This is a genomic window from Polaribacter sp. AHE13PA, assembly GCF_019278505.1.
In the GTDB taxonomy this organism is placed as follows: Bacteria; Bacteroidota; Bacteroidia; order Flavobacteriales; family Flavobacteriaceae; genus Polaribacter.
The window spans coordinates 2,625,794-2,641,041 of record NZ_CP058985.1 but is presented as its reverse complement, the minus strand read 5'-3'; the positions used below and the strand labels follow the sequence as shown (position 1 = coordinate 2,641,041).

Here is a 15,248-nt window from a genome sequence, read left to right as displayed (position 1 = left end):
AATGCATAGCCAAACCAACGAACAAGCCTTAGAATCAGCCATAGAAAGAACCTTAACAGGTACTTGTATAGAAGCCATTAAAAAGGATGGTGAAACTATAAATGCAGTCAACGAAAATGCAGAAATCTACAGAACTGGCAAAGGCTATTACATTGGGCAACCTTCTAATTTTAATGCACAATTTGCCATAGATGAGCAGTTCTTTTGGTCTTTTTTAGAAACAACTCAGAAAGAAGAGTTAGAAAAGCTACAAAAACAAAACGATTGGAAATTAAAAATTCTAAATCGTTTTGATCGTATGATTAAAAAATACGGGGTGTTGCATTTACTAAAAAAAGGTTTGGAAATAGACGATGCACGTTTTGTTTTATTTTATGAATCTCCTTTGGCAAGTAGCAGTCAGAAAGTAAAAGATAATTTTGAGCAAAACCGCTTTAGCGAGACCAGACAATTACGCTATAGTGTAGATAACCCAAGAGAAGAAATAGACATGGTATTGTTTATAAATGGGTTGCCAATTGTTACTATGGAATTAAAAAACCATTGGACAGGACAAAACGCACGCGTACACGGTCAGCATCAATACAGAACACAAAGAGACAACAAACAACCTTTATTACAATTTGCACGTTCTGTAGTTCATTTTGCTGTAGACACAGACGAAGCGTATATGACTACGAAATTAGATGGTAAAAACACGTTTTTCTTACCATTTAATAAAGGAAATAATCACGGTAAAGGAAATCCTACATTGCCTGATGGTGCTACAGGTCATAGAACTAATTATTTATGGAATGAGGTTTTTACTAGAGAAAGTTTAGCAAATATCATTCAGCACTTTGTGCGTTTAGATGGTAAAAAGAAAGACGCCATCCAAACAAAAACATTGTTCTTTCCAAGATATCACCAAATGGATGTGGTACGAAAAATAATAGAAGACGCTAGTAAAAAAGGTGTTGGACAAACCTATTTAATTCAGCATTCCGCAGGTTCAGGTAAATCGAATTCTATTACTTGGGCAGCCTATCAACTGATAGAAACCTATCCAGTAGATGGTAATGTACCAGGAATAAAAGATGTAGAAAGACCTTTATTCGATTCTGTAATTGTAGTTACAGACAGACGTTTGTTAGACAAGCAAATTCGTGATAATATTGCCAGTTTTTCTGAAGTAAAAAATATTATTGCACCCGCATATTCATCCAAAGAACTAAGAGACAGTTTAGAACAAGGCAAGAAAATAATTATTACAACCATTCAGAAATTCCCATTTATTATAGATGGTATTGCAGATTTAAGCGAAAAGCGTTTTGCGGTTATTATTGACGAAGCGCATTCTAGTCAAAGTGGTTCGGCTCATGATAACATGAACAGAGCTATGGGACAACAATTTAATGAAGAGGATGCTGCTGATGCACAAGATAAAATTGTACAAGCCATGCAATCTCGTAAAATGCGAGGGAACGCAAGTTATTTAGCATTTACAGCAACACCAAAACCGATTACTTTAGAAAAGTTTGGAGTACAACAAGAAGATGGTAGTTTTATACCTTTTCATTTATACTCCATGAAACAAGCCATTGAGGAAGGTTTTATTTTAGATGTCTTAGCAAATTATACTACGTTAAAAAGCTATTACGAAATAGAAAAATCTATTGAAGATAATCCCTTGTTTGATGCTGCAAAAGCACAGAAGAAATTACGTGCGTATGTAGAGCAACATCAACAGACCATTAATACCAAAGCAGAAATAATACTCGATCATTTTATTCCTAAAATAGTCAATCAGAAAAAACTAAAAGGAAAAGCGAAAGCAATGGTAGTAACACAGAGTATCGAATCTGCGATTCGGTATTACAAAGCCTTACAAAGTGTTTTAAAGGATAAAGGACATCCTTTTAAAATTGCAATTGCCTTTTCTGGAACAAAGACAGTAGATGGTATTGAATATTCTGAAGCAGAAATGAATGGTTTTGCAGAAAAAGACACACGCATTAAATTTGATGAAGACGAGTATAGAATCTTAGTAGTAGCTAATAAATACCTTACAGGATTTGATCAACCGAAGTTATGTGCCATGTATGTAGATAAAAAACTACAAGGTGTTTTAGCAGTACAAGCATTATCTCGTTTAAACAGAGCAGCCACAAAATTAGGGAAGAAAACAGAAGATGTTTTTGTCTTAGACTTTTTTAATCCTTCTGCAGATATTAAAGCATCCTTCGACCCTTTTTACACAGCAACTTCATTAAGTGAAGCAACAGATGTAAACGTATTACATGAATTAAAAGATGTATTGGATGATGTAGGTGTTTATGAATGGAGCGAAGTAGAAAACTTTAACGAGTTATTTTTTAATAAAGCAGACGCACAAGTATTAAGTCCTATTATTGAAAGAGCAGCAGAGCGTTTTGTACATGAACTCGAGTTAGAGGACGAGGATAAAGCCGATTTTAAAATAAAAGCAAAACAGTTTGTAAAAATCTATGGTCAAATGGCTTCTATTTTACCTTTCGAAATATTGAATTGGGAAAAACTGTATTGGTTTTTAAAGTTTTTAATTCCGAAATTACCAATAGTAGATCCAGCTATTGATGCCCTTGATGAATTGTTAAGTTCTATTGACTTATCTACGTATGGTTTAGAGCGAGTACGTTTAAATGAAACCATAGAATTAGATGCTTCGGAAACAGCAGTAGATCCACAAAACCCAACACCTAGAGGTGCTTATGGTAGTGATGAAGAACAAGATCCTTTAGATTTAATTATCAATAGTTTTAATGAACGTTGGTTTCAGGGTTGGGAAGCAACACCCGATGACCAACGTGTAAAGTTTATTAGTTTAACAAAATCGATACAAGCACATCCAGATTTTGAGTCTAAATATTTAAACAATTTCGATGAACAAAACAAGAACATAGCATTTCAAAAGATAATGGATGATGTGATGTCCAAGCAACGTAAACAAGAATTAGATTTATATAGATTGTACGCTAAAGATGATACTTTTAGAACAGCTCTTTTTGATACTATGAAGCGAATGGCTAGTGTAGATAGGTAGTTAATAAAAAATATTGAGTTTAAAAAAATACTATGAACAAATACGGACAAACAGCTATAAAGGCTGTAAAAAATTATAAAAGATCTTATTCTATAACAGAAGTTTACATTAGAGCTGCAAAAGAGATTTTTGAGACAAAAAGTTCACAAGAAAAAGGTTGTCCGAAAGGTACTTTTTTAGGTTTGTGTGAAGCAGGTTTGGTAAAAGGAATTCCAAAAGGAACCTATACAAAATCTATTAAAAATAAAGAATATGCCTTGCAAGCTATTGAAATATTAAAATGGGCAGATAATAAAACCTATACTCCAAAAGAACTTTGGGCAGAATTAAATTTAGGAGACAAAAGATCTAATTCTCAAATGGATGTTGTTTTAGCACTTTGGAATGAAGGGCTGATTGTGAAGTAAGAAATAATTTAGATGTAAAAGGATAAATTAATGATAAACTATAAAGATTACGAAAAAGAAGTTTATAACTGGTTAATTGGTAAAAGGAAACAAGATCCAAATTTCACCTTTTCTATAAGAGATAAAGAAAAAGAAGGATCAGAACTTTCTTATTTTATGGGAGGAGAACAGTCTCGTTATTTTACTTTTAGACTTTGGTCTATACCATCTGTTTTAAATAGTTCTCCAGGTAATTGTATTGGTGTTGTTTTTAAGTATTCGGCTAATTATTTAAAATATGATTATGATTTTAAATTAATTAGTTCTAATGCTCCAAGAGATAAACAAAGTACATCTGTCTTAAATTTGATAAAATCATTAGCAGAACCACTAGACAAAAGTATCGGTCTTTCTAGCAAAGGCAATCTAGAAATCAAAAATTTTGAGATTAGAACAACTCCGCAGAAAAAAGGATATACAGATCTTAATGATATGCTGCAAGACATCGATGAAGATTTGGCAAAGTTTATTCCTCTTGTTAGCGAACATATTGAAATAGAGAAACAGAAAAACCCTGAATTTGAAGCGCATAGAATTTCGTTAGAGGAATTTGAAAGTATGCAAGAAAAACTTAAAACTAGATTTGAAAAATATCAGTTTACGGATAAAGAACCTAATTACTGGATCTTTCAAGGCAATCCAGATATTTATAATATTACAAATGCCCTGAAAGCAGCACACCTAAAAAGTTGGAAAGTAGCAGCACATAAAGATAAAATAGCTATTGGTGATAAAGTTATTATTTGGCAAACAGGAAAAAACGCAGGGTGTTATGCTTTGGCAGAAGTTACTTCTGAAGTAAGTGTTTTTGAAGAAGAACCACATGAACAATGGTATTATACCGATAAATCGGATGGTTCGGCAAAAGATCGTGTGAAAATTAAAATTACAGATTACTATGCAGATAGTCCAATATCCGATGAAGACATAAAAGGGAATCCCTGTTTTTATGATTTTAAGGCAGGTAATCAAGGCACCAATTTTAGTGCAAGAAAAGAACAATATGAGGAAATAAAGAGTTTGTTTAATTCTAAAAATTCATTCGTAAAAGTAAAATCAAAACTAGATCCATTGATTTTTGAGGAGTTTATTTCTTTTGTAAGATCAGTAATTAAAACATTTAACTTAGATCCTAACGATCCAAGGATTGTTTTTAGTGTTAGAGGCTATAAATTAAACTTTATTGTTGGCCAAAAATACTGTGTAAACGTTTACAGTTCTAAAAATAAACAGAATTTTGGATTGATTTCTACCGATAAATTATCAAATAATAATGAAAAATTTGCAGGTAAGTCTCCCCAAACATTTTACAATTATTTAAATAGCCTTGTACTTGGTGAAAAAGAAAAGCAAACCGTTTTAGAGGCTGTAAAATCAGTTTTGGATAAAACAACTAAATCTGGTTATTCTAGATCCAATGATATTGAATTTCAAAATTACGTCTTTCAAGTAGAAGCTAACGAAGAAAAAAACATGAAACCAGCAACAAACCAAATCCTTTATGGCCCTCCAGGAACAGGAAAAACGTATTATTTAAAAGATCAATTGTTTGATAGATATACTCTTAAAGAAAATGCGATTACCAAAGAAAAGTTTTTTGAAGATAAAATAACGAATTTAACTTGGTGGCAAGTAATAGCAATTGCACTTATTGAAAATGGAACGTCAAAAGTAAATGAGATTTTGGAGAATAGATGGGTGAAAACGAAAGCATCCTTATCAGAATCTAAAAATGTGAGAGCTACAATATGGGGAACGTTGCAAATGCACACGATAACTTCTTCAGAAAATGTAGCATATAAACAACGTCAAAATCCGTTAATTTTTGATAAGAATAATGATAAAATGTGGCAGTTACTTGAGGAAGAAACAAAAGAGCAAATTCCTGAAATATATGATATAATAGATGAGGTTAACAATTTTAAAAGCAATAATGAAACAGTTATAAAAAATTACGATTTCGTAACATTTCACCAATCTTTCGCTTATGAAGATTTTATAGAAGGAATCAAACCTGTTTTTCCTGAAACAGAAGAAGAAACTAAAGATTTAGGGTATAAGATTGAAGATGGTGTTTTTAAAAAATTGTGTACAAAAGCAAAAAATGACCCTTTAAATAGATATGCCATTTTTATTGATGAAATAAATAGAGGAAATGTATCTGCCATTTTTGGGGAGTTAATAACGCTTATCGAAACCGATAAACGAAGTGGCGCTAAAAATGAAATGAGCATAAAGTTGCCTTATTCTAAAACAAATTTCAGTGTACCTTCTAACTTAGATATTTACGGTACCATGAATACAGCAGATCGTTCGGTAGAAGCATTGGATACAGCTTTAAGACGTCGTTTTGAGTTTAAAGAAATGATGCCAGATTATGCTGTTATAGAAAATGAAGAAATAGATAATATTAAGTTATCTGAAGTTTTAGAAAAGATAAACGAGCGTATAGAATTATTAATAGATAGAGATCATGCCATTGGTCATTCGTACTTTTTTAATGTAAATTCAGAAGAAAAACTAGCTAAAGCTTTTAATACTAAAATAGTGCCTTTATTGCAAGAGTATTTTTATGGTGATTATGGTAAAATAGGATTGGTGTTAGGGAAAGGATTTGTAGAAAAGAAAAAAAATGATGATATCAATTTTGCTGATTTCTCGTATGAAAATTCAAATGATTTTAAAGCACCTTCATACCTTTTAAAACAAGTAAATGAAGATAATGTAATAGAAGCAGTTCTATCATTGATAGGAAAAAAGGAAGCGGAATAATTGATAAGTAATAAGACAATATCGGTTTTTGAACACCAACGTTTGTATGTGGGTGAGGAAGGTTTTAAGCAAGTACATTTAGATGCGCTATTAAAACTGAACGAATATCACGATGGTAATTATTTTGAACCTATTGCAAAAGGGATCAAATTTAATCAGTATGTTGGGGTAATTCAGGTAGATGGTTTAACTATTGAGATTCACCCAAAAGCAGATAAAGAGGATTCAGATACTAAATGGAAAGGTGTTTTATTAAAAATGTTACAGGCATGCGGAAAGCTTAAAGCGGAATCTTCTGGAGCAGCACATGTTAAAAGACAGCACCTTAATTTACTAGAAGTTTATTTTGAATTGTACTTATTAGAAGTAGAAAGTTTGGTTAGAAAAGGTTTGATTAAAAACTATAGAAAGCAAACACAAAACACAAAAGCATTAAAAGGTAAATTAGAATTTGCAGGACATATTCGAAAAAATATCGTCCATAAAGAACGCTTTTATACTACGCATCAAGTGTACGATAGTAATCACTTTTTACATCAAGTATTACAAAAAGCATTAATTATTGTTACTCAGTTTACAAGTGGAACTAGATTACAAGATTCAGCAAACAGAGTGCAGTTAAATTTTCCAGAAGTAGATCAAAAAACTATTACCGAAAAGCAACTGAATGAAGTTAGGTTAAATAGAAAATCTGTAGGATATGCGAATGCATTAGAGTTAGCGAGGTTAATTATTTTAAATTATTCACCCGATATTTCAAGTGGAAAAGAAAAGATGTTGTCTCTATTGTTTGATATGAATGAATTATGGGAAACCTATGTATTAAAGCAATTACAAAAAGCTTGCTTAGGAACTGATATAAAAGTGTCAGGACAAGAATCTAAATCCTTTTGGGGAGGTAATAGTTTAAGACCCGATGTTGTGTTGCGTAAAGGTTCTCAAAAATTTATAATCGACACAAAATGGAAAAGACCAAAAAACAATACCGCTTCAGTAAGTGATTTACGTCAAATGTATGCGTATTGTCGTTTTTGGGATGCAGAAAAAGCATTGTTATTGTATCCAGGAGATCCTCGCGGAAATAGTTTTAAATTGTACTTAACAGATGATTATGTCTTGGATCAAAAAGAGAATCATTCACAAATAGAGCATCAATGTAAAATGGGCTTTGTTTCTGTTTTAGAGAATGGGGAGTTGGATGAGGTTTTAGGAGAGAAGGTGTTGAGGTTATTAGTTTTATGATGATTTTTTAATAAAATAAGATTATATTTAAACAAGTTACAATGCATGTATGAGAAATGTGTGTTTAGTGTTTTTATTTGTGGTAAATAGAGTCTACAGTAAGTAAGAAAAGTTACAAACAAAATATTTAAATTATAAGATGGTAGAAATTATTTTATCTGAAGAACAGGTAAAGGCAGTAGAATATAATCAACCTAAAGCATACTCTATTAAAGGGATTGCAGGTAGTGGAAAAACTACTGTTGGAATAAATCGTATCCCCTTTTTATTAAAAAAATGTACAAATGATGATGATAAGATTTTAGTTGTTACGTTTCATAAAACCTTAGTAAATTATTTAGAACATCTAGTTTCGGAACAATTAATTGAATTTAGAGGAAAGCTTAATTTTAACCAATCCAATTGGTCTAAAAAAATAAAAGTTATCTCAATAGATGATTTAATGGATGATTACTACGAGAAGTATAGAGTAAAAAATATCGTTAAATATCCAAAACTTCCACTTGAAGTTTCTAAATTAAAAGAAATATCTGATTTATTTAATAAAACGATTAAAATTATTTCCTTAAAATATCCAAAGTTTTCTTTTTTAAATTTATCAAATATTGATTTCTTACTAGAAGAGGTTCAATATTTAATTTCCAATAGAATAGATACTGAACAAAATTATCAAGGATATACTAGAAAAGGAAGAAATAGATTCAAACTAAGGAATATAAACCTTCAAAAAAAATCGGAAGTAAGAAAAATAATATTTGAATTGAGAAATAAATTTGTTCAACTTCAATTAAATAGCGGAATAATTGATCGTTCTTTTAAACGAAGGTTAGCTTTAATTCAAATAATTGAATTTCCACCTAAGAATATTACCCATTTGGTTATTGATGAAGCTCAAGATCTAGACCGTGTTCAGTTTGATTTTTTAAAACAATTTCCATGCGAAAAAGAGGAAGCTTCTGCTACCTTTTTATACGATCCATCGCAAAGTATTCACCCAAACTCTTGGCTTGGAAATGGTAATACCTTTAAAGATTTAGGAATTGATGTTAAAGGTAAAAGTAGAAAACTAACAAAAAACTTCCGTACAACTTACGAAATACAAGATGCAGCAATATCTGTATTAAAAGATGATGAAAGTGAATTCATTAGGAAGGAATTGACAAATAAATCTAATGCGAAACCATTCGTTATACCTACCATTGGAAAGCTTGAACAGTCAAAAATGGTAATAAATATTCTTAAAACACTTACTTCATATGAAGATTTTAAGGATATAATTATTGCAAGTAATAGTATAGAATCTTTAAAGTATATAAATCAAGTATTAAAATTAGAAAACATTGCTAATATTATCATTAGTCCTAGAGATAAAAGTTTTGGATTGAATAAAGTTAGACTAATGACTTTAAAGGCTACAAAAGGATTGGAATGCAAGGCAATAATACTTATTGATATTAATGAAGATGCTATTCCTCAACCTAATGCATCTGAGATTAGTAAGTCGAGAGATAGAAAGCTTCTATATGTTGCCATGACAAGAGCAACTAAATATTTATATATCATTTCATCTGATAGTATGTCACCTTTTATAAATGAAATTGATAATGATAAAGTTTCTTTACTAAATTATGATTCTATACTTCCTTTTACTCCTGTAGGTGATCCAACTGTGAGAATCATAATAAAAAATATATTTATAAAGATTGAAAGATTATTTGAAAAGAGTAAAATATTTGAAAGCACAAATCCCAAAACGGCTAAGGAATGGGAGTCTATTTGTGATACAATAGAATCAATTAAATTTAAACTAAAAGATATTGAGGAAGAAATAAATGGAGTTTCTAATTCTATGCAAAAGGATAGTTTAATCTCTAAAGAAATGAATGAAATTATTGTTGGGTTGAGAAAATTTATTGATGATAAACAAAGAGTTTTAAGAAAACGGTTAATAAATCCTATAAATAATACTTTAATTGAAGAAAATTTACGTGAAATCTACCCTAATTTTTCCGAACAATCTATTGGTACCTTGGCAAGGTTAAAATACTCAATAACGAAAGAAATTATTTCAGGTGAGGCAGCCGGAAAACTTAATTGGGGTAGTGAGATCTTAAATTTCTCACAAATTTTAGAAAGCGAATTTAAAGTTTTTTTCAAAATTAATAATTGGGAAATAAAAAAAAGGATTGCAAAAGGAAGGCTTGTTAATTTGACGTTTAAGGAATTAATTGATAAGCTGAGATTGGAAGAAGAAATATCTGTAGAAACGAATGAAAAATTAAAGCGTTTTAGGCATTTAAGAAATGATGTCGCTCATAATAATAAAGTAATACCTTTTATGCAATTGAAAAATCTGTATGTTGATTTTTCTGAAAATTATGGCATTTTTTGGCAAATAGATAATATCTTAAATTAAATATGGCAAATATTTTAAATAGAAAAGAACAATTAATTATAGGAATTAACTGGGGAGGAGCAAAAACCAATGGATGGTTTGGAAGTATCGAGTATATGATGGCAGATTTAGATCTTAATATTTTAATAGTGGATAAAGAAACCTTGAATATTAAGGAGGTCGTAAATAATATGAATAGATCAAATGGAGTCTCAGATAATGGAATTTTAATTGAAAAAGATGATAATTATGGAGATTTAAATGGTAATGATGGAAAAGATAATGAATATGCAATAATTAATTTAGAACACTTATCTCTAAACTGTTTTTTTATTCCAATAATCTATAATTATTCAAAGGTTAAGTGGAAAGATCTATCTCATTTGGAATTTAGAATTTATTCTGGAGAACCAAACAACTTTGATAGTAAGATAATTAACTTCCAAAACCTGACAGATATGGAATTGGAAAATGAAGAGGTTTTAATTCCCGGATATATCTTTGAAAATTCAAATAATTGGTTTTTTGAGACTTATGATTTAAATGAAAAAATAAAACTTTTAAATACAATGAAGGTTTTAGATCGATTAAGACTCCTTTTTTAAAAATATAAAATAGTAGAAAATCCAATAAAAATATTGAGCAAAGAAAATGATATTAGCTAAGTTTTTAAAACAAAATAATTTATCTGTTCAAGAGCTAAAAAGTATTCTTAAAAAGAACAGAATTAATGAAAATTTAAGATTTATTAATAAAGTTCCTTTAGAATGGCACGAGTTTATAAAAGAAACCTCAGCAAACAAGGAATCTAATACAATTGTTTCTAAAAATACAGATAAAAAAAAAGTTTTAAATTCTCTGGATGAATTAGCAAATAATAATTCTTTACAAATAAAATCACCTGTAACCTCATTTAGATTTAAAAAATCTAATAAAAAGAATTCACATTATTTTTTAGCTTATGTTAAATTTATTGCGAATGACCTTTCTCATGGTTTTGTCTATAAAATTAATGATGCAACTAATTTTTATGGGAACGTAAAGAAAGGGGATCATCAGCTTTTAAGGGGATTTAAAAATATTCGTAAAGGAGATATAATTATTTGCAGACACTCATATCCAAAATCATATAAAGTTAAATTTGATAGTGTTTATCTTGAAGGTTTTGTTACAACTTTTAAATCATATAATTTTTTTACGGATTTTAAAATAAGTTATAATGAAGGAATAGCTTTAGAGGACGATATTTCAAATTTAAATTTAGAAGATAAAATTCAATTAGAACCGATTCTAAATTATAATAGAAAGTTAGAGTATCAATTTGGAACCGTTAGCAGTATAAATGAGGTTAATATTAAATATATTGATAAAATTTTAAGAAGTGCTATAGCTTCACCCTCATTAACATATTATCAACTTTCCATCATTAACTGGTGTAAAGAGTTTAGACCTAAATTAATAGAAGCTAATATTGAAATTATTAATGAAAGTTATGGTAATGATATCAATAACAAAACTAATATTTCTATTAAAAACTTATTATCTAAATGGAGTTTATTACAGCCTGCTAGTCTTTCTTTTGAAGATGTTTACACACAAGAAAATGCTTTTGAGTTTATTTCACTTTGGGCAGATGGTGAAATTAATTATGATTTTTTTGAAGGTAGAGTAATTGAGATATTATTTGCAATAATAGAAGTTGAGGATAAATATTTGCATCTGCAAGGTTTGATAAAAAGTCTTTCAATTAATAAAAAAGATTTAATAGTTAATTCTTTAACAGTAGAGTCAATACCTAATCAATCTTTTCTATTTAAAGTACTTAGCTTATTGACTTGGATAAATACAGATGACTCAAGGAACAAAGGAGAAGAAATCTTCTTTTTAGCGAAAAGAGAAGTGCAAATCAAACTTTTTTTAGATGATAGTGTTAGTTATAATCTTGAACTTTCAAAAGAGGAACAAGTAGATTATTTAAAAAATAATAGAGAAATTTTATCAAATAAAAACCTATTTAAAACGATTGAATTTGTTGAGAAATGGAAATTAATAGGAAATGAAACTTTAAGTTATAATAAATTATCTCCCTATATTTCGGACACTTATTTATTTGAAATTTGGCGATTACAAAAAATCGCTTCAAATTTTTTCAAGAAGAACATAATCCAAGTATTAGATGCTGTATTTAGTATTATTAAAAATAAAGATGAGTCTTATTTAAAAGAGTCAGATGTTTATCATAAAGAATTTCCATTATTGGCAAGTCAACTATTAAATGAGGTTGACATTCATATCCACGAATTTTGTAATAATTTAAAATTAAATGAATTAAATGAGTATCATTATTATGTTGAATTTTTAAACTTATTCGATTCAAGTTTATCACGGAGTGAAATTCTCGATTTACCTCTTAAAACTGCTCCTGAACTTCAATATCATTTATGGACCGAAGGAAAGTCCGAACATATTCCAGTTAAAATTGCTATTAAGAAATTCAATAATTTAATTGCAGAGAAACAATCAGAATTAATTAACCTATTGCCAGAGAAGGAATTGCCAAGGCTTCTAAAAAAATCAAAAAAGAAAATTACAAGAGAAGCAACTCAAAAATTATTAGAAGTACTTTATGGCGAAATTAATAAAACGTTATATCCAATTGTTTTTGATTTAGAATTACGTGATGATGAAATTACAGAATTAGCTTGGACAGGAATTAATACTGAAAATTGTACTAAAAAAGAAGAATTAACAACCTATTTTGAGATTTTTAAGGAAATTACAAAGGATGAAAAAAACCTTCTCATTGGACATAATATAATTGATTTTGATTGCCCTATATTAGAAAATAAAGGAGTTGGCTTTTGTGAAAATAAATTATGGGATACCTTGTTGGTCGAAAGTGTACTAAGTCCAGAACTTCAAACTTTATCATTAAATACAAGTCACGATGCAATTACAGATAGTAGAAATGCACTTCAACTATTTTATAATCAAATAAGTAGGTGTATTGTTTTTTCTGAAGAGGAAACTGAATTCTGTTTAGATTATTTACCGGAATTAATTGCGAATTCAATCAAAATATTAAAAAGTAAGTATCCTATAACTTGGCTGGATAGAAGTTTTCTTTTAGAGCAGCGAAATTCATTCTTTTTACCTCAACCAAAACAAAATAATTTAGCAAAAGAACTTGATGGTGTCCTAGAGTTCGTTGAAGAAAATACATTAATAGTCGGGCCAGAACTTATAATGCCTGAAATGTTTAACGTTGCAAAATTAGAGTTTCATAACTCAAACAATCAATTAAATTATAAGAAACTTAGTGATGAAAAATTAAGATCCATTTCCAATGATAAATTATGGGTTAAACAAGTCTTAAAATCGTATTTAAATTATACAAGAACAAATTTCTTGAAACCTTTAAAAGGGGGGATTGCTCCATTTGTACAAAATAGAATAAAAAATGAAATTGACTTTAAAAGAGTATTAGATGATGGAAATGAACTATCTGATTTTAATTATTCTTGTGTTTTTATAAATGTAAGTGAACTGTCTAACAATTTAGATCATTGGAAAAATAGTTTATTCAAGAACTTAATTATTATTGCACCTGATTTAATATCAACTTCTAATTCTGAATTAATTACGACTTTAAATATTAAGGACCTTTTTAATAATGATTTTGCAAATGAAGTTTGGATGCATTTTTCAGGTGGTCAAAGTTTTTATGAAATTACTAGAGAACAGGGACATAAATTAGGGGTGTCTTTGAATTCGAATTACTCAAATATTTGGTTAGAGAAGTTTGAATTTGGAAATTATAGATTATATGGCCATCATAATTGGGAAGAACAACTGAGCGATTTAAACATTAAGAATAAAATTGTAATTGAGCAATCAACTCAAAATTTGAGAAAAGATCAACTGTTTCTTCCTAAAGTTAACAATACAAATAAAAATAAATCTAAAATCGTCAGATTAAACCCAGAAACGATATTCAGAAAACAATATTGGGTTTACCAAAAGGAATTAATACAAAGTATAAGTTTAAATGGAAAACCTATTATTTTATTGGTTCCTAGAGAAGATGAAATAAGTTCGTTAGAACATTATTTTGCATCGATAGGTTATTATATTCCGAACAATAAGAATTCAATTTCTAGAAAAATCGAAAAATTATTCTCAACTAACTTTAAACAAAGAATTTTGATTGCTAGAATAAATGAACTTAAGTATTTTGCCCAAAAAAATCATAAAGAATCGTTGAGTTTCGTAATTGATAGTTTTTCAATTCAGTGTAATTTTCATAATGCTCTTGGAAGTGGTTATTTAAATGATTTAATCAATAAATCATTAGAAAAACCCAACAATAGTGAAAAAGATGATATTGAAGAAAAGGAGAGTGCAGAAAATGTTGAATTACAAATACCGTCAGATAGATTGGCAAAGGATACCTTTTTTCACCTTAAATTACAAAAACCTTTTATTGATTACATTAGAAATATCTTAAACCAATACGATTCAAACCATACGGTTTGGGTTTTAGACCCAAGAGTAACTGATTATCCTGATTTACATAAATGGTGGAATGCTAGCTCAAAACAATTGAGTGTATGGAAGGATGAAAGTAGATATGATGACGAAATCAAACTTGCTTCAATACATATCCACAGTCCAGAACCACTAAAAGAACTGCCAATATCTCTTGAAAAAACGAAAGAAGCCTTATCTAATAGTTTTTTAAATGGGAATTCTTGGTACGATTATCAGGATGAGTATTTAGATAAAATTTTACCAAGTAGTGAAGATTTACTTGTTTCCTTACCAACAGGTGCAGGAAAGTCATTACTATTTCAAGCTCCAGCTTTATTTAAAAGTTCTTTTACTAATAAACTGTCAATTGTTGTCACGCCTCTAAAAGCACTAATGGAAGATCAGGTAAACGATCTTTGGAATAAAGGTTTCATAAATAATGTAGAGTATATTAATTCAGATAGGAAATCGGATGCTGCAATGATATATAGATCTATTGCGGGGGGCGAATTATCGTTACTTTACATAACCCCTGAAAGGTTTAGAAGTAATGGGTTTATAAATGCACTAAAAACCCGAATAAAGATTGATGGCTCTTTAGAATATGCGATTTTTGATGAGGCTCACTGTGTGTCTCAATGGGGCCATGATTTTAGACCCGATTACCTAAATAGCGCAAAAAGTATCTGCACTTTTCGAAAACATATTACTGAAGGTTTCCCAATATTGCTATTTTCAGCAACTGTTTCTGAAAAAATATATAATGACTTTAATGAAATATTTATATGATAGAAAGGTTAAA

7 protein-coding genes are annotated in these 15,248 nt (G+C 29.4%); all 7 read left to right on the top strand.

All coding sequences use genetic code 11. The features are described from left to right. Position 1: 1 nt before the first annotated feature. The 7 genes from H0I28_RS11320 (at position 2) to H0I28_RS11290 (ending at position 15,235) form a co-directional block, all read left to right on the top strand. Positions 2-3,061, top strand: a complete 3,060-nt coding sequence (locus H0I28_RS11320; RefSeq protein ID WP_218759172.1) for a type I restriction endonuclease subunit R — start codon at positions 2-4, stop codon at positions 3,059-3,061. A 32-nt stretch (positions 3,062-3,093) separates the two neighbouring features. Then, the gene (locus tag H0I28_RS11315) at positions 3,094-3,468 is read left to right on the top strand and encodes a hypothetical protein (RefSeq protein ID WP_218759170.1); all 375 of its coding nucleotides are present in this window, start codon (positions 3,094-3,096) and stop codon (positions 3,466-3,468) included. A 30-nt stretch (positions 3,469-3,498) separates the two neighbouring features. Continuing rightward, the gene (locus H0I28_RS11310) at positions 3,499-6,279 is read left to right on the top strand and encodes an EVE domain-containing protein (RefSeq protein WP_218759167.1); all 2,781 of its coding nucleotides are present in this window, start codon (positions 3,499-3,501) and stop codon (positions 6,277-6,279) included. Beyond that, a complete protein-coding gene (locus H0I28_RS11305; RefSeq protein WP_218759165.1) occupies positions 6,280-7,521 on the top strand; it encodes an McrC family protein in 1,242 nt (413 codons plus the stop codon). It begins immediately after the preceding gene. Positions 7,522-7,660: 139 nt separating this feature from the next. Then, the gene (locus H0I28_RS11300) at positions 7,661-9,937 is read left to right on the top strand and encodes a UvrD-helicase domain-containing protein (protein WP_218759164.1); all 2,277 of its coding nucleotides are present in this window, start codon (positions 7,661-7,663) and stop codon (positions 9,935-9,937) included. Between the two features lie 2 nt (positions 9,938-9,939). Continuing rightward, entirely contained in the window at positions 9,940-10,521 is a 582-nt protein-coding gene (locus tag H0I28_RS11295) for a hypothetical protein (RefSeq protein ID WP_218759163.1), read from the top strand. 46 nt (positions 10,522-10,567) lie between these two features. Further along, a complete protein-coding gene (locus H0I28_RS11290) occupies positions 10,568-15,235 on the top strand; it encodes a DEAD/DEAH box helicase (RefSeq protein ID WP_218759162.1) in 4,668 nt (1,555 codons plus the stop codon). Positions 15,236-15,248 lie beyond the last annotated feature (13 nt).